The 26,139-nt window shown below is 70.1% G+C and carries 20 protein-coding genes; 7 read left to right on the forward strand and 13 right to left on the reverse strand.

Going from position 1 to position 26,139, the window contains the following annotated elements:
• Positions 1-212 precede the first annotated feature (212 nt).
• Positions 213-1,394: a thiolase family protein gene (locus DLJ53_RS10810; protein ID WP_111345074.1), complete on the forward strand. Its 1,182-nt coding sequence runs from the start codon at positions 213-215 to the stop codon at positions 1,392-1,394.
• A 189-nt stretch (positions 1,395-1,583) separates the two neighbouring features.
• Here the strand turns inward: DLJ53_RS10810 and aqpZ are convergent, their stop codons facing one another.
• A complete protein-coding gene (gene aqpZ, locus DLJ53_RS10815) occupies positions 1,584-2,327 on the reverse strand; it encodes an aquaporin Z (RefSeq protein ID WP_111345076.1) in 744 nt (247 codons plus the stop codon).
• Between the two features lie 277 nt (positions 2,328-2,604).
• On the opposite strand from aqpZ, the gene DLJ53_RS10820 reads away from it, so the two are divergent.
• Positions 2,605-4,551, forward strand: coding sequence for an elongation factor G (locus tag DLJ53_RS10820; protein ID WP_111345078.1), 1,947 nt, complete (start codon positions 2,605-2,607; stop codon positions 4,549-4,551).
• Positions 4,552-4,638: 87 nt separating this feature from the next.
• Here the strand turns inward: DLJ53_RS10820 and DLJ53_RS10825 are convergent, their stop codons facing one another.
• The 3 genes from DLJ53_RS10825 to DLJ53_RS10835 form a co-directional block, all read right to left on the reverse strand.
• A complete protein-coding gene (locus tag DLJ53_RS10825; protein ID WP_162409091.1) occupies positions 4,639-6,282 on the reverse strand; it encodes a calcium-binding protein in 1,644 nt (547 codons plus the stop codon).
• Positions 6,283-6,566: 284 nt separating this feature from the next.
• On the reverse strand, positions 6,567-7,727 hold the full coding sequence (locus DLJ53_RS10830) for an HPP family protein (RefSeq protein ID WP_211100576.1): 1,161 nt from the start codon (positions 7,725-7,727) through the stop codon (positions 6,567-6,569).
• A 218-nt stretch (positions 7,728-7,945) separates the two neighbouring features.
• Positions 7,946-8,338: a carboxymuconolactone decarboxylase family protein gene (locus DLJ53_RS10835; RefSeq protein WP_111345082.1), complete on the reverse strand. Its 393-nt coding sequence runs from the start codon at positions 8,336-8,338 to the stop codon at positions 7,946-7,948.
• A gap of 292 nt (positions 8,339-8,630) precedes the next feature.
• Between DLJ53_RS10835 and DLJ53_RS10840 the strand changes: the two genes are divergently transcribed.
• Positions 8,631-9,584, forward strand: a complete 954-nt coding sequence (locus tag DLJ53_RS10840; protein ID WP_111345084.1) for a hydroxymethylglutaryl-CoA lyase — start codon at positions 8,631-8,633, stop codon at positions 9,582-9,584.
• Positions 9,585-9,599: 15 nt separating this feature from the next.
• Here DLJ53_RS10840 and DLJ53_RS10845 read toward each other — a convergent pair whose 3' ends face one another.
• The gene (locus tag DLJ53_RS10845) at positions 9,600-10,268 is read right to left on the reverse strand and encodes a flavin reductase family protein (protein ID WP_202913097.1); all 669 of its coding nucleotides are present in this window, start codon (positions 10,266-10,268) and stop codon (positions 9,600-9,602) included.
• A gap of 6 nt (positions 10,269-10,274) precedes the next feature.
• Positions 10,275-11,216, reverse strand: coding sequence for an amidohydrolase family protein (locus DLJ53_RS10850; protein WP_162409093.1), 942 nt, complete (start codon positions 11,214-11,216; stop codon positions 10,275-10,277).
• A gap of 119 nt (positions 11,217-11,335) precedes the next feature.
• Between DLJ53_RS10850 and DLJ53_RS10855 the strand changes: the two genes are divergently transcribed.
• From DLJ53_RS10855 to DLJ53_RS10865, 3 genes are all read left to right on the forward strand, one after another.
• Complete coding sequence (locus tag DLJ53_RS10855) at positions 11,336-12,286, forward strand: TAXI family TRAP transporter solute-binding subunit (RefSeq protein WP_162409106.1); 951 nt, start codon at positions 11,336-11,338, stop codon at positions 12,284-12,286.
• A gap of 98 nt (positions 12,287-12,384) precedes the next feature.
• Positions 12,385-14,319: a TRAP transporter permease gene (locus DLJ53_RS10860; protein WP_111345088.1), complete on the forward strand. Its 1,935-nt coding sequence runs from the start codon at positions 12,385-12,387 to the stop codon at positions 14,317-14,319.
• Positions 14,316-15,308, forward strand: a complete 993-nt coding sequence (locus tag DLJ53_RS10865) for an Ldh family oxidoreductase (protein WP_162409108.1) — start codon at positions 14,316-14,318, stop codon at positions 15,306-15,308. Before DLJ53_RS10860 ends, DLJ53_RS10865 begins: the two co-directional genes overlap by 4 nt.
• Before the next feature lie 108 nt (positions 15,309-15,416).
• Here the strand turns inward: DLJ53_RS10865 and tcuB are convergent, their stop codons facing one another.
• The 5 genes from tcuB to DLJ53_RS10890 form a co-directional block, all read right to left on the reverse strand.
• The gene (gene tcuB / locus DLJ53_RS10870; protein ID WP_111345090.1) at positions 15,417-16,580 is read right to left on the reverse strand and encodes a tricarballylate utilization 4Fe-4S protein TcuB; all 1,164 of its coding nucleotides are present in this window, start codon (positions 16,578-16,580) and stop codon (positions 15,417-15,419) included.
• Positions 16,567-17,991: an FAD-dependent tricarballylate dehydrogenase TcuA gene (tcuA, locus tag DLJ53_RS10875; protein WP_280525505.1), complete on the reverse strand. Its 1,425-nt coding sequence runs from the start codon at positions 17,989-17,991 to the stop codon at positions 16,567-16,569. The genes tcuB and tcuA overlap by 14 nt, the downstream gene beginning before the upstream one ends.
• Positions 17,992-18,108: 117 nt before the next feature.
• The gene (locus tag DLJ53_RS10880) at positions 18,109-20,226 is read right to left on the reverse strand and encodes an acetate--CoA ligase family protein (protein WP_111345092.1); all 2,118 of its coding nucleotides are present in this window, start codon (positions 20,224-20,226) and stop codon (positions 18,109-18,111) included.
• The gene (locus DLJ53_RS10885; RefSeq protein WP_111345094.1) at positions 20,223-21,389 is read right to left on the reverse strand and encodes an acyl-CoA dehydrogenase family protein; all 1,167 of its coding nucleotides are present in this window, start codon (positions 21,387-21,389) and stop codon (positions 20,223-20,225) included. Before DLJ53_RS10885 ends, DLJ53_RS10880 begins: the two co-directional genes overlap by 4 nt.
• Before the next feature lie 11 nt (positions 21,390-21,400).
• Positions 21,401-22,453, reverse strand: a complete 1,053-nt coding sequence (locus tag DLJ53_RS10890; RefSeq protein ID WP_111345095.1) for an isocitrate/isopropylmalate dehydrogenase family protein — start codon at positions 22,451-22,453, stop codon at positions 21,401-21,403.
• A gap of 186 nt (positions 22,454-22,639) precedes the next feature.
• Between DLJ53_RS10890 and DLJ53_RS10895 the strand changes: the two genes are divergently transcribed.
• Entirely contained in the window at positions 22,640-24,007 is a 1,368-nt protein-coding gene (locus tag DLJ53_RS10895) for an MmgE/PrpD family protein (RefSeq protein WP_111345097.1), read from the forward strand.
• Positions 24,008-24,057: 50 nt separating this feature from the next.
• On the opposite strand, the gene DLJ53_RS10900 is transcribed toward DLJ53_RS10895, so the two are convergent.
• Positions 24,058-25,566 (reverse strand): tripartite tricarboxylate transporter permease, encoded by a 1,509-nt coding sequence (locus tag DLJ53_RS10900; protein WP_111345099.1) that lies wholly within the window; start codon positions 25,564-25,566, stop codon positions 24,058-24,060.
• 29 nt (positions 25,567-25,595) lie between these two features.
• Entirely contained in the window at positions 25,596-26,054 is a 459-nt protein-coding gene (locus tag DLJ53_RS10905) for a tripartite tricarboxylate transporter TctB family protein (protein ID WP_111345100.1), read from the reverse strand.
• Positions 26,055-26,139 lie beyond the last annotated feature (85 nt).

The raw sequence follows: 26,139 nt of genomic DNA on the forward strand, positions 1-26,139 counted from the left end.
GGCGCATGTCGGGCCGGCGGTCCAAGGCCGGGCGGGCGGCCCGGCATTCCACTCACCACCGCGGCGGCAATCGTGCCGCCGCTGACGTCAATCGCGCTGCCGACCCGTCCCGGGGCAGATGCCCGGCGGATGGACGCGGCGGTGGCGCCCGAGGAGCGCGCCGGCCGGATACGGGCCGGGACGCGCTGCCGACAACCCGGAAGAGCACATCCATGACCAACGACATCGTCCTCTGCCATCCGGTCAGAACCGCGATCGGCGCCTACAACGGCTCCCTGAAGAATACGCCTGCCACCGACCTCGGCGCCGCCGTGGTCCGCGAGACGCTGCATCGCGCGGACCTCGACCCGGCCGCCGTCGGGTCCGTCGTGATGGGCAACGTCATCCAGGCCGGCAACCGGATGAACCCGGCCCGGCAGGCCTCCATCGGCGGCGGCGTGCCGGTGTCCGTCCCGGCGATGACCGTCAACCGCGTCTGCGGGTCCGGCGCGCAGGCGATCGTCACCGTCGCGCAGCAGATCGTCTCGGGCGACATCGAGATCGGCGTCGCCGGCGGGATGGAGAACATGGATCGCGCGCCGTACCTGATGGACGGCGGCCGCTGGGGCTACCGGATGGGCCCGGCGGAGATCCACGACAGCATGCTGACGGACGGCCTGAACGACGCCTTCTCGGGCGAGCACTCCGGCTGGCACACCGAAGACCTCGTCACCGAGGCGCAGCTGAGCCGGGAGGAGCAGGACGCGTTCGCCGCCCGCTCGCAGCAGCGTTTCGCGGCGGCCCGCGACGCCGGCGTCTTCGCCGGCGAGATCGTCGGCATCGAGGTCAGGGCGGGGAAGTCCGTCACGACGTTCGACGTCGACGAGGCGCCGCGCCCGGAGACGACGGCCGACGTGCTTGCCCGCCTGAAGCCGGCCTTCCGCAAGGACGGCACGATCACAGCCGGAAACGCGCCGGGCCTCAACAGCGGCGCTGCGGCCATGATCGTGGCCGACCGGGCCGCCGCCGAGGCGAAGGGGCTCGTCCCGATGGGCCGGCTTGCCGCCTACGCGGTGGCCGCTGTTGAGCCGGGGATGTTCGGTCTCGGCCCGGTGCCGGCGGTGAAGGCGGTGCTCGAGCGGGCGGGCTGGTCGCTCGGCGACGTCGAACGTGTCGAGATCAACGAGGCCTTCGCCGCGGTGCCGCTCGCGGTCGCGAAGGCGCTGGGACTGTCCGAAGGGATCGTCAACGTCGAGGGCGGGGCCATCGCCCACGGCCACCCGATCGGAGCGACCGGCGCCGTCCTGACGACGCGCCTCCTGCACTCGATGAAGCGCGACGGCCTGAAGCGGGGGATCGTCACCCTTTGCATCGGCGGCGGCCAGGGCATCGCCCTCGCGCTCGAGAGCAACTAGCGCCGTCGCGCCGGGGAGGGTCTCGGCGCTGCGGACGTCGCCACGATGCCGGTCGCTCCGCCCTCCGGCGAGCGCGGGCCCCACCCGTGAGCTGCAAGGATCGCGGACGGGGCGGGGCGTCCTCGTCCGCGGCCCGGCCGCGGACGACATCATGTCCGGCGGGCTGCCGGTCTCACGTGGTCCGGGTCTTCAGGCGGAGACGCTTCGTTCCTCCACGATGGTCGTCGCGACGAGGGTTTCCGGCTCGTAGATCAGGCGGGTGGCGATGCCCGCGACGATCGCGCCGAGGATCGGCGCCAGCCAGAAGAGCCATAGCTGTCCGACGTATTCGCTGCCGGCGAAGAGCGCCTGGCTGGTGCTCCGGGCGGGGTTCACCGAGGTGTTCGTAATCGGGATGGTCACGAGGTGGATCAGCGTCAGCGCGAGGCCGATCGGGATGCCGGCAAATCCCGTCGCGGCGCCCTTCGACGTCGTGCCCACGATGATGAGCAGAAAGAAGAAGGTGGCGACGACCTCGGCGGAGAAGCAGGCGGCGAGCGTGTACTTGCCGGGGCTGAGCTCGCCATAGCCGTTCGCCGCGAACCCGCCGGGGACGAAGTCCGGCTTGCCCGACGCGATCGACCACAGCACGGCGGCGGCGATGATGGCGCCGAGCACCTGCGCCGAGATGTAGGGCAGGACGTGCTTGTTGGCGCAGCGGTTCGCGGCCCACAGGCCGAGCGTCACCGCCGGATTGAAGTGCCCGCCGGAGACGTGGCCGACGGCGTACGCCATGCTGAGCACCGTCAGGCCGAAGGCGAGCGCGACGCCCATGAAGCCGATCCCGAGATCCGGGTACGCGGCGGCGAAGATGGCGGCGCCGCAACCGCCGAATACGAGCCAGAAGGTGCCGAAAAACTCGGCCACGACGCGCCGTGTCAAATCGTTGTGCATTCTGATCTCCCATGCCGCTGAAGCGCAGCGGGTCGCACGCATGGAACTCGCGAATGGATGCGCCCAGATCGGCGCGAATGTTTGGCGGCGATGGCGCCACTGGAGCGAATGTCGGCGCGGTCGCACGCCGGGCCGCGTCGGAGCCGCCGGCCCCTGCCGGGCGAAGATCTGGTCGACGGACCTTCGCCGATAGGTCATCCTTCCGGAGATGGCTCGGGCCACGAGGCATCGTGGTGAGCCGGCCGCGAACAAGAGCCGGCAGATCGGGAGGGAAGTCATGCGGTGTTTCACCGTGCTAGGCCCTTCTGGGAGCGGCAAGTCCGTCCTGGTGGACGCGCTTGCCGCATTGGAGGGCTCGTCCCAGAAGGCTGAAACGAGAAGCGGGCTGTCGGTGACCACGTTCGGGTTCGGTGGCGAACCCTGGTGCGCGATCGACTGCCCGGGATCCATCGAGTCGCTGCCGGACGCGCGCTACGCGCTCCTCGCCAGCGATGCGGCGGTGCTGTGCGTGTCGCCGGACCCGGAGGAGGCGGTCCTCGCCGCTCCGTTCATGCGTGCCGTCGAGGAATCGGGCACGCCGACCGTCGTCTTCATCAACCGTATCGACGAGGCGCGTGGGCGCGTGCGGGACATCGTCGCCGCGCTGCAGGGCTATGCGAGCCATCTCGTGGTGCTGCGCCAGATCCCGATCCGGGAGGGCTCGCAGATCGTCGGCGCCGTCGACCTCGTGTCCGAGCGGGCTTGGCGTTACCGGGAGGGGCAGCCGTCGGCGCTGGTCGAGCTGCCGTCCGACCTCACCTCGCGCGAGCACGAGGCGCGCGCCGAGCTCCTCGAACACATCAGCGAGTTCGACGACTGGCTGCTGGAGGAGGTCGTCGAGGACCGCGAGCCTCCGAGCGACGCGCTCTACGCGATCTGCGCGCGGGTGTTCGGCGAGACCAGGGTGCTGCCGGCGCTGATCGGCGCGGGCGGCCATCGCAACGGCCTCGCCCGGCTCATGAAGGCGCTGCGGCACGAGGCGCCGTCGGTCGCGGCGCTGCGCGCGCGCCTGTCACCGGCCGCCGTCGCGCAGCCGCTCGCTGCGGTCTGCTTTCACGCGCAGCACAAACGGCACGTCGGGCGGACCGCGTTCGTGCGGGCGCTGGGCGAAGGCGTCGGACCGGGCGAGACGCTCGCGGGCGCCTCCGTCGGCCTCCTCAGCGAGATCGGCTCTGACAAGCGGCTCGGCGCTCCGCTCGCGCCCGGCGAGGTCGCGATGGTCGTGAAGGCCGACCAGATCTCGGCGGGAGCGCTCATGACGCGCGACCAGGCGCTGCCGCCGCCGCGCTGGGCGCGGACCGCGCCGCCGATGGTGGCCCGCCTCCTCCTGCCGCGCAACGACCGGGACGACGTGAAGCTCTCGGCCGCGCTCGCCCGCCTCGGGGTCGACGACCCGGGCCTCGTCGTCACGCAGGAGGAGAGCACCGGCCGGCAGCTCGTGCGCATCCAGGGGCCGATGCACCTGCGCCGTCTCGCCGAGACGCTGCGCGAGGAGTTCGGCCTGGAGGTGAGCGAGGAGCCGCTCGTCGGCGTCTATCGCGAGACCATCTCGCGTCCGGCGAACGTCCACTACCGGCACAGGAAGCAGACCGGCGGCGCGGGCCAGTTCGCCGATGTGAAGCTGACGGTGCAGCCCGCGCCGCGCGGATCGGGCTTCACGTTCAACGAGACGGTGAAGGGCGGGACGGTGCCGCGCAACTACATCCCGGCCGTGGAGGCGGGAGCGCGCGAGGCGATGCAGCGCGGGCCGCTCGGCTTTCCGGTGATCGACGTCTCGGTCACCCTGACGGACGGCCAGCACCACTCGGTCGACAGCTCCGACCACGCCTTCCGCACCGCCGCCCGGATGGGCGTCCTGCAGGCCCTCTCAGAGGCGGGGCCGCTGCTCCTGCAGGAGATCTACGACGTGACGATCCACGCCCCGTCGACGTGCAGCGGCACCCTGGTGGGCCTCGTCTCGTCGGAAAAGGGCCAGGTCCTCGGCGTCGGCAACGACCCGGACGCGTGCGGCTGGGACGTGTTCCGCGCCCGCCTGCCGGGTGCCGCGCTCGACGAGCTGCCGCAGGTGCTGCGCTCGGCGACGCAGGGCGTCGGCAACTTCGAGGCCGCCTTCGACCACTTCGAGGAGCTCTACGGCAAGGAGGCCGAGCAGATCTTCGAGCGGCAGCGGGCCGCGCACGGCTGAGCCGTCATCCGCCCGGTCCGCACCGGACCGAGCGGGACGATGCTACCGGCGGGGAGGTTTGGCGCCAAACCTCCCCGATCGGCCGGCCTACCCGGAGATGATGCCGAGGTCCGAGTTCAGCAGGTCGATGTCGATGCCGAGGAAATCGGCGAAGTCGAGGATCGTGACGTCCTTCAGCGTCAGCAGGCTGCCGTCCCCGCCGAGGATATCGAGGTCCGCACCGACGACCGTCGTCGAACCCAGGATCGAAAGTGCCGTGTCCAGTCCAAGGACGCTCGACGTGTCGAGGACGTCGAGGTCGAGATCGAGATCGACGATCGTCGTGATGCCGCCGTCGAAGTTGAACTGGTCGGCCCCTTCGCCGCCGGTCAGCTCGTTGTTCCCCTCGCCGCCGCTCAGCGTGTCGTTGCCGTCGCCGCCGAGGAGCGTGTCGTCGCCGTCCCCGCCCTGAAGCTCGTCGTTGCCGTTGCCTCCCGAGAGCATGTCGTCGTCCGCGCCGCCGATGAGGGCGTCGTTTCCGTCGTCCCCGCGGAGCGTGTCGTTGCCCTCGTTGCCGAGCACGACGTCGTCTCCCGCGCCGCCGCGGACGAAATCGTCGCCGTCGCCGCCGACGAGGCGGTCGGCATCCTCCTCGCCGTAGATGGAGTCGTTGCCGGCCCCGCCGGTGACCTGGTCCTCCCCGGTGCCGCCATTGAGGTAGTCGTCCCCCGAGCCGCCGTTGAGGTCATCGTCGCCCGCCTCGCCGCGCAGCAGGTCGGCATCCTCGTTGCCGGCCAGGGTGTCGTTCCCCGCGCCGCCGAGCAGGAGGTCGAGACCGGTCCCGCCGAACATCGTGTCGTTGCCGTCCTGGCCCTTCAGGGTGTCGTTGCCGTCGTGGCCCTGGAAGAAGTCGTCGCCCGCCCCGCCGAAGGCCAGGTCGTTGCCGTCGCCGGCGAAGAGCTGGTCGTTGCCGGCGTCGCCATAGAGGCTGTCGTCGCCGGCGTCGCCGTAGAGGCTGTCGCTGCCGCCGCCGCCGTAGGCCTGATCGTTGCCGTCGCCGCCGGACAGGGAGTCCGTCCCGTCATTGCCCCAGAGGATGTCCTGTCCACCTTCGCCGTAGAGCACGTCGTTGTTGTCGCCGCCCCAGATCTTGTCGTTTCCGTCGTCGCCCCTCAGCGTGTCGTGGCCTTCGTCGCCGAAGATGGAATCGTTGCCGGTTCCGCCGTTGACGGAGTCGTCGCCCTCGTTGCCCTTCAGGCGATCGTTGCCGGCGTCACCGAAGACCGTGTCGTTCCCGGTTTCGCCGAAGGCGAGGTCGTTGCCGAGGCCGCCGCGCAGCAGGTCGGCGTTGCCGCCGCCGAACATCTCGTCGTCGCCGTCGCCGCCCAGGACGCGGTCGTCGCCGTCACCGGCGTTGAGGGTGTCGTTGCCGTCGTCGCCGCCGATGGTGTCGTTCCCCTCGTCGCCGAACACGAGGTCTCCGTCGTCGCCACCGAAGATCCGGTCGGCACCCGTTCCGCCGGACAGGCGGTCGGCGCCGGCAGAGCCCTGGATGGTGTCGTCCCCGTCTTCGCCGAAGATGGTGTCGAGCCCGTCTCCGCCGACGAGGAAGTCGAGGCCGCCGCTTCCGACGATGCGGTCATGTCCGCCAAGTCCGAAGAGCGTATCGTTGCCGTCCAGCCCGATGATGAAGTCGGCGCCCGGCGTACCGCTGATATTGTCCGGCCCATTGCTCCCTGAGAAATTCGCCACCGTTTCCTCCATTGATTGTCATGGTCGTTTACTGACATCAACGAGTCCGGTTTGGCTCTGGATGCTCAAGATTTGTACTTAAAATGTACATTCGTTTATTGTGCCTGCTATATCCCGGAAAAGGCACAAGTTTCGGTGGGTCCATACGACTTAATGGCAAGTGATCCGTTGCTGTCCGTCGCTGTCACATTTTACGGTTTTAGTAAGTCAAGTCTTTGATAAAGCCGCCAGATGAGCAATTGGTCGGGCTTGGTGTGGAACTATATTGCCGGGGGCGGCCTGCGCTACGACGCGTTGATGCCGGCGGCCGGCTTCATTTCCAGCAATTGCAGCCGGATCAGGTCCGAGCGGGTGATGATGCCGGCGAGGTGCCCGTCCTTCAGGACTGGCACGACCTGGACCTTCTGGGTTGCCAGCCTGTCGAGGAGCAGCCCGGCCGGTGTGTCCGCGGAGACCGCCGGCACGTCCTCCTGCATCACGTCCTCTGCGCGGAGGTCGCGGAAATGCAGCTTGACGCGGCGGCCGCTGCGCGAGCGCTTCAGCGGCTGGCCGAGTGTCAGGGCGGCGACGAGGTCGCTCTGGAGGACGAGGCCGAGCAGCGTGCCATCGTCGTCGACCACCGGGAGGCTCTTGATCGGGTGATGCTGGAACAACCAGGCGATCCGCGTCAGCGGTGTCTCGGGAGAGACGGTGATGAGGGTCTCGGTCATGATGTCGGCGCAGCGCGTCCCGTCGAAACGGTGCGCGGCGGCCTCCTGCTCGGCCGCCGCGATGAGCCGGCCCAGATCGGCGACGCCGAGGTTGGTCGTCTGGTTGAAGCGCAAGAGCAGGTCCTGCAGCTCGTGCGTCGAGAGAGCGATGCGCTGCTGCGCCGGCGGCTGCTGCCCGGCCTGCCGGAACGGGTACACGCGCCCGGTCCAGCGGTTGAAGCCTATCGCCGCCATGACGAGGATCGCGGTCGTCGCCGCCACGGGGACGAAGGGGAAGGCCATGCCGAGGTCGTGCAGCGAGGCCGCCTCGATCGCCGTCAGCAGGGCCACCGCGCCGCCCGGCGGATGGAGCGCGCGCACGAGCATCATGGCGAAGATCGCGCCGCCGACCGCGACCGCCGGTGCCCACGGCGCGGGGAGGACGGAGACGACGGCCAGCGCCACGACGGCGGAGACGAAGTTGCCGACCACCGCCGACCAGGGCTGCGCCAGGGGACTGTTCGGGACGGCGAACACCAGGACGGCGGTCGCTCCGAGCGGCGCCACGAGGAACCAGCCGCTCCCGGTCATCCGCTGCATGAGCGAGACCGCAGTGGCGCAGAGGAGGATCCCCAGGAACGCGCCGAAGGACGCGCGCCCGAGCTCCCGCCGCGCCGCGCCCGGCATGGCGGGCAGGAAGGCACGGCACCGCGCTTGCAGGCCGCCCAGGGTGTGCAGAATGGCGATCGTGTTCATGAGCGGCTGAATGCGCCGATTTGCACCCCTTTGCAAAGGCCACGGGGAGGGGGCGATGGTCCTGCCGCGCTCGCGACGACCGTCCTCGCGGGCTACTGCGCGATGTCCCGGACGCGGCGGAACCGGGGGCAACGGCGGACGGACCGTGGCGGGTGGGCGGTCGCCGCCCGGATGCCTGATGCTGGCCCGGGCCGGGCCCGGGACAGCAGTGGCTGGTGTCAGTTGATCGGGATCAGCTGGTCGACCTCGGCCTTGAAGGCGTCCATGTCATAGGCGTTGCCGTTGAGGACGGTACTCCACATCCGCGTGTCCGCCGCAGCGGCGATCGCGGCCTTGATCTCGTCCTTGGACGCTCCGGCGGCCTGCGCCGCGCGGGTGTGGAAATAGATGCAGTAGTGGCATGGGATCTGTGCTGCCACGCCAAGTTGCACGAGTTGCATCGTCTTGCGGTCGATGGCGGCCTGATCGCCTTCGAGCGCGCCGACGAGGCCCATCGCGGACCCGAGAGCATAACTGGGATAGGTTTCTACAAACATTTTCGGCGCGTCCTGCGCCATGGCGGTATTGCTTGCGAGAGCTGCCAGCGCGACCGCCGCAACAATCGTCTTCATAATGGTTCTCCTTGAATGACCGGCGCCGTTGGCCGCGCCGGTCGCCGGAGAATACCACAATCACACGTTTTAGCCGCATCGCCCGTCAGGCCACTGCGGCATCACGCAAAATCGGCCCCGCGCCTTCTCCGGCGGGCCGCATCGCCGCCAACCGGCCCGCGCCGCGCCGCCTGCACCACGTACCGCCGCGATCCCGCCTGCACTTCGGAACGCAAAGGTATACAGTGAGGGCGGCGCGCCCCGTGCCGGCGCTTCGGCGCGGAGGGCGCACGAGAGACGAAAGGCGAGGACGATGGCCGATTATCCCAAGCGCGTGCGGATCAACGAGGAGGGTCCGCGCGAGGGCTTCCAGTTCGAGAAGGGTCCGATCGCCACTGCCGACAAGATCGCGCTCATCGACGCGCTGTCGGAGGCCCGGCTGCCGCAGATCCAGGTCTGCTCCTTCGTCAATCCTGCGCGGGTGCCGGGTATGGCCGACGCGGACGAGGTGGTCGCCGGGATCACCCGCAAGCCCGGCACCGCGTACACCGCGCTCTGGCTGAACGAGAAGGGGTTCGACCGGGCGCTCGCCGCGGGCCGCCTCGACCTCAAGGGCTCGATCTCGATGGTGGCGTCCGAGACCTTCATGAAGCGCAACCAGAACCGCGACTTCGCGGAGAACCACCGTGTGCAGATGCACATGGTGCGGCGCTATCTGGACGCGGGGCTGACCGTGGAGCGCGCCTCGATGATGGCGGCGTTCGGCTGCAACTTCGAGGGTGAGGTCCCGGTCGCGCGCGTCCTCGACGTGATCGCCGAGACGCTGGAGATCGCCGAGGCGTGCGGCGTCGCCATCAGGACCTACTCGCTCGCCGACACGATGGCGTGGGCGACACCGGCCAGCGTGCAGCGCGTGGTGGGTGCGGTGCGTGAGCGCTGGCCGGACCTCAATGTCGCGCTTCACCTCCACGACACGCGCGGGATGGGAATCGCCAACGCCTTCGCCGGTCTGCAGATGGGCGTCGACACGTTCGACGCGTCCGTCGCGGGCCTGGGGGGCTGCCCGTTCGCCGGTCACCGCGCCGCCGCGGGCAACGTGTGCAGCGAGGACCTTGCCTTCCTGTGCGAGGAGATGGGCATCGAGACCGGCATCGACCTCGACGCGCTGTCCGAAGCGGCCCGGCTCGCCGAGCGCGTCGTGGGACACGCGCTGCCGGGGAGCGTCATGAAGGCCGGGCGGCTCTCCGGCTACCGCAGCGCCGCCTGATCGGGACCGGCGGGGTCAGTCGACCTTGCCGGCGCGCTCGCGCCACTCCTCGAGCGACATCCGCGGCATCGAGAAGCGCTGGCTCTGTGTGGAGTAGAGGCTCGCGAACAGCCGGCCCAGCGGTTTGTAGCGCTCGATGTCGATGTTGAACGTCTCCGGGTCGACCATCCCCTCGCGAACGTGGACGCAGACGACCTCGCCCATCACGATGTTGCGTCGCGGCGAGAACTTGAGCGTCTGCACCTCGCGGCACTCGAGCGCGATCGGGCTCTCCGCGATGCGCCCGGGCCGGACCATGCTGGACGGGGCGATCGACAGGTTCGCCGCCTCGATCTCGCTCTCCTCCGGCGGCAGGTCGACGGCGCAGATGTTCATCTGTTCGGCGAGCGCGTCGTCGACGAGGTTGACCACGAACTCGCCGTCGCGGGCGATGTTGGTCGCGGTGTCCTTGTGCTCACCCGCCGCGTTCACCTGCAGGCCGAGCGCGACGATCGCCGGATCCTCCGACAGGACGTTGAAGAAGGAGTAGGGCGCGGCGTTGTGGTGGCCGGCGGCAGAGAGCGTCACCACGAGCGCGATGGGTCGCGGGACGACCGCGCTCGACAGGAGCTTGTAGCGCTCCCGCGGGGTGAGGTCGGCGAGATCGAAGCGCATCGTGGCGTCGGCGGTGGTCGTGTCGGTCATCGCGCCTCAGGCGTAGAGGGTTGTGGGGGTGTCGACGAGGATCGCCTTGAGCGCCGCCGCGTCGCCCTCACACCATGAGGCGAGGACATCGAGGAGGTCGGCGTCGTCCGGCATGATCCCGGCGTGGTTCGGGTGGGGCCAGTCGGTGCCCCAGACGAGCCGGGTCGGGCCGGCGGCGACGATCTTCGCCGCCATCGGCGCGACGTCCGGGTAGTGGGGCGCGTTGTTGGAGATGCGGTAGGCGCCGGAGATCTTGGCGTAGGCCTCGCCCGCGGCGAGCATCTCGCACAGCAGCGAGAAACCCGGGTCGTCCGCGCCGCGCGCCGCCTGGGTGCGGCCGAAGTGGTCGATGACGAAGGGGATCGGCAGCCGGGCGAGGTCCCCCCGCAGATCCGCCAGGAGCGCCGAATCCACCCAGAGCTGCGCGTGCCAGCCCATGTCCTTCACGCGCGCGGCCAGCGGGGCGAGGTGCTCGCGCCCGACGCCGCCGGAGAAGTGCGCGCCGCCGGTCTCGCGCATAAGGTTGATGCGGAAGCCCCGGACGCCGGCCTCGTGCATGTCGCGCAGCGCGGCGTCGGAGACGGTGCTGTCGATCACCGCGATGCCGCGCAGCCAGCCCGCTGCGGTGTCCGCCCCGTTCGCTTCCTTCAGGGCCTCGATCAGCAGGCGGTTGTCGGTGCCGTAGACGGTCGAGGTGACGAAGACGCCCTTTGCGAGCCCCAGCCGGTCGAGCAGGGCCCGGTAGTCGGCGAGCGTCGCCTCCGGGGCGACATGGGTCGCGCTGTCGGCCGGCAGGTAGCGGTCGAGGGCGCCGAAGAGGTGGCAGTGGGCGTCCCATCCACCCGCCGGGATCGAAGCGTGCGGGCGCTTCGAGCTGGCGAGAGGCGGGGCGCAGAGCGGCTTGCCGTGGACGAGTCGGGGCGCGGGGGAGGCGCTGGCGGGGTCCATTGGAGGGCGACCCTCATTTTTCATTGAAGTAATCTTGAACGAATGTATACAGTAGCATCCTGTTGCGCGCAAGCGTCGCCAGCACCGCCAGATCGTCGTAAATGCCAAGGGAGGAAACCATGGCGACCACAACCAAAGCCCTGAAACGGCTGACCGGAGCGTTCGGGATAGCAGTCGTGGCGCTCGTGCCGCTGACGGCCTCGGCCCAGGAACGCATCACCATCGGGACGGGTTCGACGGGCGGCGTCTACTATCCGCTCGGCGGCGGCATGGCCGAGATCTTCTCCAAGACCATCGACGGCGTGTCCGCGTCAGCGGAGGTCACCGGCGCCTCGATCGAGAACTCGCGCCGCGTCGGTTCGGGCGAGATGACGCTCGGCATCGGCAATGCCAACACGGTCTATTTCGCCAAGAACGGGGAGAAGCCGTTCCGCCAGGCGTGGCCGCTCGAGGCCGTCGCCGCGCTCTATCCGAGCACCATCCAGATCATCGTGCGCTCCGATTCCGGGATCGAGACCGTCGCCGACCTCGAGGGCAAGCGCGTGGCGGTCGGTCCTCCGGGCGGCTCCACCCGCGTCATGGCGGACGCCGTGTTCGAGGGCGCCGGGATCGACGTGCAGCGCGAGTACCTCGACTTCACCGAGGCGACCGAGGCGCTGAAGGACCGGAACCTCGACGCGTCCGTCGTGCTCGCCGCCTTTCCGACGCCGACGGTGATCGACCTCGCCACCACCGCCGACATCAAGGTCCTGCCGCTGGACGAGGACGTGCTCACCAAGACGCACGAAAAGTACCCCTACTACATCGCAGGGACCATCCCGGCGGGGACCTACGACGGCCAGGACGGCGACGTCGCGACGCTGAACATCTGGAACATCCTGTTCGTCAACGAGGCGACCGACGACGACCTCGTCTACCAGATGACGAAGGCGCTGTTCGAGAACATCGCCGAGCTGCAGGCGATCCACCCGGCGGCCAAGCAGATCCAGCCCGAGACGGCCATCGAGACACCGATCGCCCTCTCGCCCGGCGCGGAGCGCTACTACCGCGAGGCCGGCGCCCTCGACTGACGTGAGCGCCCGGCGCGCAGCCTGCGCGCCGGCGAAGCGCCTCGCCGCGAGCCGCGGCTCGTCGGACTCCCCGCATTGTATCAAAGTCTCATGAAGCGATGACCCAAAGCATCTCGCCCGCCAGCACGCGGGCCGAAAGCGAACGTCTTCTGGCGGAGGATCCGGAGGCGGCGGCCGGCAGGGACCTGGGCGGACACGGTCCGCTCGCCCTGCGGCTCGTCGTCGGTATCGGCGTCGTCGCCTTCGCCCTGTTCCAGCTCTACACGGCCTATGTCGGCCCCTACACGGCGCTGCAGCAGCGGGTCGTCCACGTCTCGGGGCTGTGCGCGATCCTCTTCCTCGCCGTCGCCAAGGGGACGGGGCTGTGGCGGCGGATGGGTCTGATCGCGCTCGCGGTGCTGGTGTCGCTGCCCGCGCTCTACATCTGCCTCAACTATCAGGAGATCATCGAGACGGCCGGCATCGTCACCGAGCGGCAGATGTGGCTCGGCGCCATCCTGATCGTCGCGGTTCTGGTGGCGACGCGCCTCGTCATCGGCTGGCCGCTGGTCATCATCGCGCTCGTGGCGCTCGCCTACGCCGCGTTCGGCAACTATCTGCCCCCGCCGATCGGCCATTCGGGCTACTCGGTCGAGCGCATCGTCTCGCACCTCTTCCTGACGACGGAGGGCGTGCTGGGCACCCCGGTGGGCGCGTCGGCGACCTATATCGCCATCTTCGTCCTCTTCGGCGCCCTGTTGCAGACGACGGGGATGGGCGACGTCTTCATCAACTTCGGCTACTCGCTGACGGGCCGGAAGGCCGGCGGACCGGCCTATGTGGCGGTGATCTCGTCGGCCCTCTTCGGCTCGATCAACGGAAGCGCTGTCGCCAACGTCGCCAGCACCGGGACCTTCACGATCCCGCTGATGATCCGCACGGGCTACAAGCCGCAGACCGCCGCCGCGATCGAGGCGGCCGCGTCCTCCGGCGGGCAGATCATGCCGCCGATCATGGGCGCGGCGGCGTTCCTCATGGTCTCGTTCACAGGCATCCCGTATGTCGAGATCATCGGCCACGCGCTGGTGCCGGCGCTCCTTTATTTCGGCGCGGTCTTCGCGGCGGTGCAGCTCCATGCGGCCAAGAACGGCGTGCGCGCGGTGGCGGCCGAGGACGTCCCGAACTTCCGCCACCTCCTGGTCACCAGCGGCTACATGCTGCTGCCGATCCCGATCCTGCTCTACTTCCTGCTCGACGGTTACACGCCCTACCGCGCCGGCTTCTATGCGATCGTTGCCGCGCTCGTGCTGTCGCTCTTCGCGCGCCGGTCCTGGCCGACGCCGCAGCGCCTGTTCGACACGTGCCGCGCCGCGGTGAACGGCATCCTGCCGGTGGCGACGGCCTGCGCCTGCGCCGGCATCGTCATCGGCATCCTGACCCTGACCGGGCTGGGGCTGAAGCTGTCCGGTCTCATCGTCGACGCCAGCGGCGGGTCGCTGTTCGTGGCGCTGTGCCTGACGGCGATCACCTCGATCGTCCTCGGCATGGGCCTGCCGACGGTCGGCGTCTACCTTCTCCTCGCCGTCCTCGTCGCGCCGGCGCTGACCGAGATGGGCGTGCCGCTGATCGCCGCGCACCTCTTCATCTTCTACTACGGCCTCGTCTCGGCGATCACGCCGCCGGTGGCGCTGGCGGCCTATGCGGCGGCGGCGATTGCGAAGTCGAAGCCGCTGGAGACGTCCGTCGAGGCGTTCCTGATGGGGCTCGCCAAGGTGATCGTGCCGTTCATCTTCGTCTACGGCCCGCAGATCCTGCTGATAGGTACGCCCTTCGAGATCGCCATCGCGATCGTCTCCAGCTTCGTCGGCGTCTATGCGCTGTCGATCGCGACGACGGGGTGGTGGCAGGGCCCGCTTCCGGCATGGCGCCGTGTGGTGGTCTGCGCCGGCTCGGTGCTGATGATGATGCCCGGCATCTGGACGGACCTCGTCGCCATCCCGGTGATCCTCGCGCCGCTCTACCTTCTGCGGCCGGACAGGCGGCAGCCGGCATGAGCACGATGACACCGGAGGCGCTGGATGCGCTCGCCGTGCGGGCGCTCCGGGCGAACGGCGCGCCGGCGGACATCGCGGCGACGGTCGCCTCGGTGCTGGTGGAGGCGGACGTCCGCGGCGTCGCCTCCCACGGGGTGGCCCGGCTGCCGAACTATATCGCGCGGGCGCGGGCGGGCCTCGTGGACGCCGCGGCCACCGCCGAGATCGTGACCGACGCGGGTGGCCTCGTCGTGCTGGACGGGCGCAACGGCTATGGGCCGACGGCGGCCGCGCGGGCGGTGGAGATCGCCGCCGAGCGTGCCGCGGCGCACGGCGTCGCCTGGGTCTCGGTCCGCCGCTCCAATCATTTCGGGCTCGCGGCCGCCTACTCCCGCTGGCTGGCGCGGGCGGGGTGCGCGGCGATCGTCCTGTCGAACGCGCCACCGGCGATGGCGGCGTTCGGCGGCAAGCGTCCGGTGCTGGGCACCAACCCGATCTCCATGGCGGTCCCCGGCGCCGAGCCGCCGGTGACGCTCGACATGGCGACCACCGTCGTCGCCCGCGGCAAGATCCGCCGCGCGGCGGCCGAGGGCGCTCCCATCGCCGAGAGCCTCGCGCTCGACGCCGACGGGCACCCGACGACGGACGCCGGAGCCGCGCTCGACGGGACGTTGGCGCCGATCGGCGGTCCGAAGGGCTACGGTCTGGCCCTGATGATCGAGCTGATGACGGGCTTCCTCGCCGGGGGCGCGGCCTCCACCGAGCTCGGCGAATCGAGCGACTTCTCCGGCGAGGCCGGCACGTGCTTCACCTTCATCGCCGCCCGGACCGACCATGTCCGTCAGCCCGAGGCACGGCTCGCAGAGATCGTCGCCATGGTGCGCGGATCGGGCGAACCGGGCGAGGTGCTGATGCCCGGCGAGATCGAGGACCGCCGCGCCGAGGCGAGCATGCGCGACGGTCTCGCCATCCCCGCGAAGGTCCTCGCCGAGATCGAGGCGCTGCTCTAGCCGCCCGTCCCGCCGCCGTTCGGGCGTGCGGTCCGCCATCGAAGCGACGTACCGAGGTCGCTCCAGGCATGAAAAAAGCCCGCCTTCGAAGGCGGGCTTTTTGGTGTGTCAGGCGGCGCGGCGGACCGGTGGGGCGGGTTCCGGCCTGGCGGGAGCGCCATGGGCCATGCGCTGCTCGTGAGCGTGGCGCACGAGGGCTGCCGTCCGGTAGAGGCCGTGGACGAACTTCGAGTAGGGGAGCGTCAGGAAGAAGGCGAAGACGACGCCGAGATGAAGGGCGAGCATCACGCCCATCGCCGGCGTCGAGCGCAGGGCGAGAAGGAGGAGCCCCGTGGCGCTGGTCGCCACCAGCATCAGGATGAAGGCCGTCCCCATGTCGCGCGAGCCGCGCCCGCTGCTGGGGCTGGCGATCGCCGGGTCGCGGCGGGCGCGCGTTGCCAGCAGCCCGAGCGGGCCGACGACCAGGCCGATACCCCCCGCCGTGCCGAGCAGGACCACCGGGTGCCACAGCGGGTAGGGCGCCTCGACGCCGGCATAGTGGAACAGCGTCGCGAGGGACGTCGACGCGAAGCACAGCATGAAGCCGTAGAAGGTGAAGTGGTGGTAGAGGCGGCGCTTCTCTTCCGGGCGGTCGTCCTCGTTCATGCAGCCCATGCCGCCGCCGTCGAGGTACCGCAGCGTCGCCGCGTCGTGGAAGGCGCGGCCGAGCGCGGCGAGCGACAGGCCGGAGACCGGTCCACCCGCGCGCCAGAACTTACGCACGCTGAGCGCTGTCGCGAGGATCGCGAAGAGGAACGCGCCGCCGAAGATCAGCGCCATCGCGTTGTGCGGCATGATCCGGTAGAACGCGCCCTCGCCGACATGGGTGGCGAACAGCACCGCCGGGTCCTTCCAGGCCATGAACCCGCCGATGAAGACCGCGACGAAGAGCGCCGCCAGCGTCGCCAGCCACACCCCGTTGCGCTCGAAGATCGGGCCGAGCGCGCCCGGCCACGCGTAGCGTGCGTAGGTCTCCTCGCGCAGGCCCGCCATCGCCTGCGGCAGGTTGATCGCCAGCTCGTGCGGGGGGGCGTACTGGCAGTCGTAGTAGCAGGCGCCGCAGTTGTGGCAGAGGTTGGAGAGGTAATCGAGCTCTCCGGACGTGAACGTGCGCCGCAGCTCCATCGCCGGGAAGACGGCGCACAGGCCCTCGCAGTAGCGGCAGGCGTTGCAGACGACGAGATCGCGCTCGACCTCCGCGGCGTAGGCCGAGAGCGGATCAGTTGCGGACATAGCTTGAGACTCCGTGCCCCGCGATCCGGCCGAACACGCTGCCGATGGTCATGCCGATTCCGGCGAGGTAGCCCTCGCCGAGGATGTTGCCGGCCATGATCTCGCCGGCGGCGAACATGTTGGGGGCGGGTTTGCCGTCGTTCATCAGCATGCGCCCGTGGGCGTCGATGCGGATACCGAGGTAAGTGAAGGTGATGCCCGGACGCAGCGAGTAGGCGTAGTAGGGCGGCGTGTCGATCGGGCGGGCCCAGTGGCTCTTGGGCGGTGTCAGCCCTTCGGTGCGGCAGTCGTCGTGGACGGTGTGGTCGAACGTGCCGCCGGTGCAGGCCGCGTTGAAGGCGGCGACGGTCTCGGCGACCTTCGCCGGGTCGACGCCGATGGTGCGCGACAGCGCCTCCAGCGTGTCCGCCTTCTCCGGCGGGTAGACCGAGGGCATGAACGAGTTGATCGATTTGGAATCGATGAGGACGTAGCCGACCTGGTCCGGCTGCGCCGCGACGAGACGGCCCCAGATCGCATAGCGCTTCGGCCAGAAATCCTCGCCCTCGTCGTAGAAGCGCTCGCCGTCGGCGTTGACGACGATGCCGAAGGGGACGCAGTCGAGCCGGGTGACGATGCCGCCGTCGAACTTCGGCGCCCGCCCGTCGATGGCGACCGCGTGGCACTGCTTCGGGTCGCCGACCGGGGCGAACCCCTTGTCCATCAGGAGGCGCAGGACCGAGCCCGTGTTGTAGGGCGTGCCGCGGATGAGGAAGTTCCGCGCCGCCGGGCCCCAGGCTTCCTCCAGCCAGTCGATGTTCGCCTCGAACCCCCCGGCGGCGGCGACGAAGCCGCGGGCCTTCACCGTCCGCTCGCCGTCAGCCGTCCGGACGGTGGCGCCGGTGAAGTAGCCTTCCTCCATCGCGACGTCGGTCAGCTCGGTATCGTAGAGCACCGTGACGCCGAGGTCCTCGGCCGTCTGGTAGAGGGCGTTGAGCATCGAGCGGCCGCCGCCGAGGAAGAAGGCGTTGGTCCGCCCGAGCGACAGCGTGCCGCCGAGCGAGGGCTGGAACCGCACCCCCTGCGCCCAGAGGAAATCCCAAAGCTCCTTGGACTTCTCGAGCGTCATCATCGCGAGGTCGACGTCGGTGTTGCCCTTGGTGACGCGTTCGAGGTCGTTCCAGAATTCCTCGACCGGGTACGGGCCGGTGAGGGTGCCGTTGGCTTCGTCGTGGGCGACGCGCATGTTGCGGGTGTGGCGCGTGTTGCCGCCGCGCCAGGCTTTCGGAGCCTTCTCGACGACGAGGACGCTCGCGCCGTTGCGCGCCGCCGTGATGGCCGCGCAAAGGGCGGCGTTGCCACCACCGGCGATCAGCACATCGGTGGTGATTTCGTTGCCGATGGCGATGTCGGGAGAGGGCATGAAATCCATTGCGTCGTGTCCTTGGGCACCAATAAATACCCTTGCATACAATCGTGGTCAACGTCGCAGCCGTCCCGCCGACCGCTTTTCGCGTCCGTTGGCGCAGCCTTCCGGCTTCGCGGGGTGTCAGACCGGCGGGGACTCGAGGCGGATGACGGCGTCGAGCGCGACCACGCCGTCGCCGCGCGGCCTGACGAGGACGGGGTTGATCTCCGCTTCGGCGACCCGTGCGTCCGACGCGAGGGTCGAGAGCCGCACGACCACGTCCGCGAGCGCGTCGAGGTCGCCCTCGGGCGCGCCGCGGTAGCCGCGCAGCAGCGCGAAGCTCTTCACCGAGGCGATCATCGCCCGCGCTCCCTCCGGCGAGACCGGGGCCGGGCTGATGGCGAGGTCGGCAAAGATCTCCGTCATCACGCCGCCGAGGCCGACGGAGATCATCGGACCGGTCACCGGGTCGCGCGTCAGCCCGACGATCGCCTCGCCGAGCCCCGTCTCCATGGCGGCGACGACGAAGCCGGAGACGACGGCGCCGGGGACGTTCGAGGTGAGGGCGGCGCGCATCTCGGCGACCGCCGAGGCCACGGCCGCGCGGTCCTTCAGGCCGAGCCGGACGGCCCCGGCCTCCGACTTGTGCGGCAGGACGGCCGAGACCGCCTTGAGGACGTACGGCCCGGCGAAACCGAGGGCCGGCACGTCGCCGTCGGGGCCGATCACGACGGAGGCCGGAACCGCGATCCCCAGCGCGCCGAGGACCGCCGAAGAGGAGACCTCGTCGGCGAGCCCCTCCGCGAGCGTGTCGAGGCGTGCCGTGACCGCTGCGGGCAGGGGGGCGGCGGCGGGGGGCAGCGGCTCCGGCTCGGCCAGCAGTGCCGACACGGCCTGCGCGCAGCTCTCCACCGTCCGGAAGGCGGGGATGCCGCCGGCGTTGAAGAGGGCGAGGCTTTCCGGCGCGTGCGGCACCGGCATGGCGATCACCGGGGCGGCCCCGTCACCGAGCTCGGCGACCGCATCGACGATGGGCCGCACCGTCAGCTCGGGGTTGAACTGTGCCGAGGAGCCGATGGCGGCGACCACGAGGCCGGTCTCGGGGTCCTCGGCGAGGGCGGTGACGACGGCGCGCATCGTGTCGTACCGCGCACCGGCGAAGGTGACGTCGACGATGGGACCGGGCTTGATCGAAAGCCCCTGCGCCTTCAGCGCGGCGTCGGCCGCCTTCGGCAGTCCGGTCAACGCGCTCCCCTTGAGCGCGATGCCGTCGTAGACCATGCCACCGCCGCCGCCGGTGGTGGTGAGCACCGTGGCGCGCTTCGGGCGGCCGGCGACGCGGCGGCGCAGGGACAGCGCGCCCGCCATCTCGACCATGCCCTCGAACGTATCGGCGATGGTGACGCCATGGTGCTCCAGGAAGCTCGAGAGCGCCCGCGCGCCGCCGATCATCGCCCCGGTGTGGGACTGGGCGAGCGCGCGTCCCGCCTCCGAGCGGCCGACGAGGAACGCCGTCACGGGCTTGCCGAGGGCGCGCGCGCGGCGGGCGAAGGCGGCGACGCGGTCCGGCCGGCGCAGGGTCTCCAGAAAGAGCGCGAAGGAGTCGAACTCGTCGAGGTCCACCAGCGCCTCGCCCAGTTCGCCGACACCCAGCGCCGCCTCGTTGCCGACCGAGACGAAGGCGCCGAAGCCGCGCCCCGCCGCGGCCCCGCGCGACAGGATCGCGCCGATCACCGATCCCGACTGGGACAGCACCGCCGTCCGCCCGGTCGGCAGCGTGTCGAGCGCGAAGGCGGCGTTGGTGGTGGCGGAGAAGCCGGTGCGGGTGCCGACGACGCCGGTGGAGTTGGGCCCGACCAGGGCGATCCCGCCGTCGCACGCGGCCGCGACCAGCCGCGCCTGACGCGCGACACCCTCGCCGCCGGACTCGGCGAAGCCGTCCGCCAGCACGGTCGCGACCTTCACCCCGGCGGCCGCGCACTCGGCCACCGCCTCGATCGCGAGGTCCGTCTCCAGGAGGATGTAGGCGTGCTCCGGCGGCTCGGGCAGCGCGCCCACGGAGGGCCAGGCCTTCGCCCCCTGCACCGTCTCGCGGCGGGGGTTCACCGGGTAGACGCGGCCGCGATAACCGTGGCGCGCGAGGAAGGCCTGCGGCCGCGCCGTCAGCCGCCCGACATTGTCGGACGCGCCGATGATGGCAACGCTGTCCGGCGCGATCAGCGCCTTCACCGCTGCCGCGTCGAGGACCGGGCGGCTCATGCGCCGGCCCTGGCCTTCGGCGGCCGCTGCGAGAAGCGGCGTCCGAAGACCTCCTCGGCGACGCGGTTCTTCAGGATCTCGGTGGTGCCTCCGGCGATCATCCAGCCCCGCGTGCGGCGCAGGCAGTACTGGACGATGTGGTCCTCGCCAAAGCCGAGAGCGCCCATCACCTGCAGCGCCTGGTCGGCCGCGAAGTGGCCCGCCTCGTTGCAGGCGAGCTTGGCCATTGCCGTATCGTAGCCCGACGGCAGGCCGTCGCCGGCGTTGACGACGGCGCGCTCGAGCAGCAGCTCCGCCGCGTCGAGCTTCACCGCCATTTCGGCGAACTTCCACTGGATGCCCTGGAACTCTGCCAGCGGGCGGCCGAACTGGCGCCGCTCCAGAGCATGCTCGCGCGCGACGTTGAAGGCGAGGCGTCCGACCGACACGGCGCGGGAGGAGTTGCCGAGCCGCTCCACGTTGAAGCCGGAGATCTGCTTCTTGAAGCCGCCGGGGCCGAGGAGGACGTTCTCCGGCGGGACGTAGACGTTGTCGAAGTAGAGCTGGCTCCAGCTCTCGCCGTTCATGTAGCGGATCGGCGGACCGGCGGTGAACCCGTCCGTGCCGCGCTCCAGCATGACCGAGCCGATGCCGGAGACGCCGGGACCGAACCGGCAGTAGCACAGGATGAGATCCGCCGTGCCGGAGTGGGTGCCGAACACCTTCGTGCCGTTCAGGCGGTAGCCGTCGCCGTCCGGCGTCGCGGTCGTGGTCAGCTCGGTGACGGCCGAACCCGCCTCGGGCTCGGACATGCCGACCGACATCAGCGTCTCGCCGGACAGGAGCCCGGGCAGCCAGCGTTCCTTCTGTGCAGGCGTGGCGAACTCGGAGAAGGTGCGGATTGCGCCGAAGTTGCCGGCCTGCACCACGTCGGCGCTGCGCGGGCAGGAGAGCGCGACGGCGCGGATGGCGATGACGGCGTCCATGAGCGAGCCGCCCTGACCGCCGTCCTCCTCCGGCATCATGATGCCCATCAGGCCCATCTCGACCAGCTTCGCCTTGGTCGCCGCGTCGAACCCGTCGGCGTTGGCGCGGGCGACGCGGTCGGGCGCCAGCTCGGTCTCGGCGAACCGGGTGAGCGTGTCGCGGAACATGAGCTGTTCGTCGGTGTAGAGCAGGTCCATGGCGTCTCTCCTCAGCCTGCGAGTTCCGCCGCGACGGCGGCCGCGAACGCCGACGTCGTGCTCCTGCCGCCAAGGTCGGGGGTGTGGTTGGCAGGGTCGGCGAGGGCGGCGGTCACGGCGCGGTCGATCGCGTCGGCGGCCTCAGCGAGGCGCGGCTCGCCCCGGCGGGCGCCGAGCCGCTGCAGGAGGAGCGCGGCCGAGAGGATGAGCGCGACCGGGTTGGCAATGCCGCGCCCCGCGATGTCCGGCGCGGATCCGTGCACCGCCTGCGCGACGGCATGGTCGTCGCCGGCGTTGAGTGCCGGGGCGAGGCCGAGCCCGCCGGCGAGCTCGCCCGCCTCGTCGGACAGGATGTCGCCGTACATGTTGGTGGTGACGACGACGTCGAAACGGGCGGCGTCGCGCACCAGCAGCGCGGCCATCGCGTCGACGATCACCTCCTCGAGCCGCACGTCGGGAAACTCTCCGGCGACGGTCCGGACCGCATCCAGGAAGAGCCCGTCGCTCTGGCGCAGGACGTTCGCCTTGTGGACGGCGGTGACGAGGCCGCGGCGCCGGGCGGCGGCCTCGAACGCGGCACGCGCGATCCGCTCGGACGCCTGCCGCGTGATCTTGCGCACCGAGAGGGCGAGATCGGCGGTCGGCATGAACTCGCCGCTGCCGGCGAACATCGAGCGGTCGGAGTAAAAGCCCTCGGTGTTCTCGCGGTAGATCACGAGGTCGAGGCGCCGGCCGACGCCCGGCAGGCGCGACACGCTGGGGCGGATGTTGGCGTAGAGGTCCAGCGTGCGCCGCACCTGCGCGGACGGGTTCGGCTGGCCCTCGGGGTATTGGTAGGTGTCGAGCGGGGCGAGGATGATCCCTTCCGCCGCCTCCACCCGCGCCGCGGTCTCGGCCGGGTAGGTGGAGCCGGCGGCCGCGAGCGCGGCGAGGCCGACCGGCACGTCCTCGAAGCTCAGGCCGAGACCGAAGCGGTCGCTGGCCGCGGCCAGCACCGAAAGTGTCGCCTCGCTGATTTCGGGACCGATGCCGTCACCTTTGAGGACGGCGAGGGTGAGGCTCATGGGGATCCTCCCGAAGCGCATTGGTTGCGCCTTTATTTGTACGATTGACCGGACATTTGATCTGGCGTTCAATTGCATACACTGCGAGTGTTCGGCAAGACTCGCCCCAGGGCGGAGCAACACGCCCGCGTACGCCAATCGGCAGACCGCACACGCCGCAAGGCATCCAGACAAAGGGAAACGGCCATGCTCTTGACCGAGATCGGACATTACGTCGCCGGGGAGCGTACCGCGACGCTGTCCGACAAGACGATGCACCACGCCAAACGGGCGGTGATCGATTGGTTCGCGGCGATGTACCCGGGCACCGTGATCAATCCAGGTCCGATGCTGCGCGAGGCGCTCGCCGAAGAGCTCGGGCACGGCCGCTCGGTGGTGTTCCCTGCGGGCGAGCTGGCGCTGACGCGCACCGCCGCCTTCCTGAACGGCAGCGCGGCGCACACCGCCGAGTTCGACGACATCCACCGCGACTCCGCCGTCCATCCGGGCTGCGCGACGATCGCCGCCGCGCTCGCGTGCGCGCAGGCGACGGGCTGCGACGGCGAGACCTTCCTGCGCGGCGTGATCGCCGGGTTCGAGGTGTCGACGCGCATCGGCCTCGCGATGACGCGCGAGCACTACAAGTTCTGGCACGCGACGGCGACCATCTCGACCTTCGGCGCCTCGGCCGCGTCGTCCCTGATCCTCGGCCTCAACGGGGACCAGACCGCCCACGCCCTTGCCACCGCCGCGACGATGGCGGCCGGGCTGCAGCAGGCCTTCCGGTCCGACGCGATGAGCAAGCCGATCCACGCCGGCCACGCGGCGGAAGCGGGCGTCACCAGCGCGATGGCGGCGGCGAAGGGCGTCACCGGCGCGCTCGACGTCCTGGACGGGCCGGTCGGCATGGGCGCGGCGATGAGCGGCAAGGCGGACTGGTCGAAGGCCACCGCCGGCCTCGGGCGCGACTACAACATCGAGATCATGACCTTCAAGAATCACGGCTGCTGCGGCCACACGTTCGCGGCGATCGACGGGGCGCTGGTGCTGAAGGAGCGGCATGGCCTGACGCCGGACCAGATCGCGCGCATCGAGGTCGGCGGATATCGCCCGACGGTCGACATCTGCGACCGGCCCGATCCGCGTACGCCGGTCGACTGCAAGTTCAGCCTCCAGTACGTTGTGTCGCACGCGCTGGTGCACGGCTCGGTGCGCCTCGCCGCGTTCGAGGCCGAGCGGATGTCCGATCCGGCCGTTCGCGCGCTGCTGCCGCTGGTGGACCTGCGCCTCGACGAGGAGATCGACTCGCGCTTCCCCGGCCAGCGCGCCGCCCGCGTCGCCATCACCACCAGGGCCGGCGATCGGTTCGAGTTCCTGCAGCCGACGCGCAAGGGCGACCCGGACATGCCGCTCTCGGACGAGGAGCTCTCCGACAAGTTCACCGAGCTCGCCGGATCGGTGCTGGACGCGGCCGATGCCAAGTCGCTCCTCGCCGCGCTGTGGGGGCTCGAGAAGCGCAAGTCGCTCGACCTTCCCGGCACCACCGCGCCCGCCGCGCGCCGCGCCAGCGCGTAACGCGGCGGCAGGGGCCGGGCGGGCAGGCCCGGCCCCATCCCCCCAGCCGCCTACGAGGCGGCGGCGTGGGCGGTCCTGCGCTTGGCGATGCTGTCGCGCACGATCGGGAACGCCAGGACCAGCACGGTGAGGGCGGCGATCCCCAGCGAGATCGGCCGGGTCACGAAGACGAGCCAGTCGTTCTGCGAGATGAGGAGAGCGAGGCGCATGTTCTCCTCCGCCATCGGCCCCAGGATCAGGCCCAGCACCGCCGGCGCGAGCGGGAAGTCGAGCCGTTCCATCGCGTACCCGAGCAGCCCGAAGCCGAGCATCATGTAGAGGTCGAACATCGAGTTGTTGATCGAGTAGACGCCGACCGCCGTGAGCCCCGCGATCAGCGGCACCAGCAGCACCCGCGGCAGGCGCAGCACGTGGATGAAGACGCGCGTGCCGATCACCCCGCCGATCAGGATCAGGAGGAGCGAGGTGAAGAACATCTGGATCATGAACCCGTAGACGATGTCCGGATGGTCGCGGAAGAGGGCGGGGCCGGGCCGCAGGCCGTGGATCAGGAGTCCGCCCAGGATGACGGCCGCCACCGCGCTGCCCGGCACGCCGAGCGTCAGCGCCGGGACCAGCGCGGCGGAGTTGTCGGCGTTGTTGCCGCACTCGCCGGCGGCGACCCCCTCCGGCGCGCCATGGCCGAAGGCGTCGGGATCGGGCGAGGCGCGCTTGGTCTCGTTGTAGGATAGGAACGCGGCGATGTTGCCGCCGGCGCCCGGCAGCAGGCCCACCAGCACGCCGATGAAGGATGAGCGCGCCCAGACCTTCCACAGCCGCCGCCAGTCGTCGAACATGCCGTGCTCGGACTTCACCTTCAGCTTGGCGCGGCTGATGCCGGTCTTCACCGCCTCTTCGGCCATCGCGAGCGCCGGCGGCACCGCGTAGAGGCCCGTCAGCAGCACGACGATGTTGAACCCGTCGAAGAGGTTCACGTTGCCGAAGGTGAAGCGCTGCGCCCCGGTGATGGTGTCGATCCCGACGCAGCCGATGAGGAGGCCGATACAGCCGGAAATGATCCCCTTGATGGGGTTCTTGCCGACGAAGACGGCGATCGCCGAGAGGCCGAAGACACCGACCCAGAAATATTCCGCCGGTCCGAACGCGAGGGTGACGCGCGCGAGGGGCGGCGCCAGGGTCATGAGGACGATCGCGCTCACCATGCCGCCGATCGCGGACGAGACGACGGCGATCTGCAGCGCCCGTCCCGCCTCACCTCGCTGTGCCATCGGGTAGCCGTCGAAGGTGGTGACGATCGAGGCCGGTGTGCCGGGGATGCGCAGCAGCACCGCGGGGATCGCCCCGCCGTACATGGCGCCGTTGTAGATGCCCGCCATCATGCCGAGGCCCACGAGCGGGTCGAGCCCGAAGGTGAGGGGGATGAGCACGGCGATGCCCATCGTCGCCGAGAGGCCCGGTAGTGCGCCGATGGCGATGCCGAGCGCCGTGCCGCCGACCATCGCTGCGAAGTTCGCGGGATGGAACACGACGGGCAGGGCGTGGAGGAGCTGGTCGAACAAGGGGGAACTCCGGATTTCTCGCCCAGGCGTCAGTAGAACATGCCGTGCGGCAGGGGACGCTCGAAGGTGAGGATGAAAACGACGTAGACCAGCGCGACGAAGGCGACCGTCGAGGCGCCGAGCATCTTGATGTCGCGGAAGCCGAGCGCGAGGGAGAGCGCGATGATGAGGATCACCGTCGACACGAAGTAGCCGAGATAGCCGATGGCGACCGTGTAGACGATGAGCGCGGCGAAGGTGATGAGGAAGTTCAAACCGTTGCGGAAGAACGGCTCCTTCAGCTTGGGATCGGACGCCGCCGCGGGGGCCTTGCCCGCCGAGAACGAGACCGTGCGCAGGAACATCAGCACCGCGCACAGCCCCATCACCACGACGATCATCCGCGGGAAGATCATCGACTTGAACGGCAGTTGTCCCGAGATCACGAAAACGCTCACGGCAACGATCAGCAGGATACCCGCAGCGATCCTGTCTTTGATGTAGGTCATGCTAGCTTTACCGATCGATGGGGCCGTGATGTATGCGGCGCTGTTCTGCAGATGTCGTATCGATTGTCAAATATTGCATTTCTAT

Origin of the sequence: Acuticoccus sediminis (assembly GCF_003258595.1) — a bacterium.
Classification (GTDB): domain Bacteria; phylum Pseudomonadota; class Alphaproteobacteria; order Rhizobiales; family Amorphaceae; genus Acuticoccus; species Acuticoccus sediminis.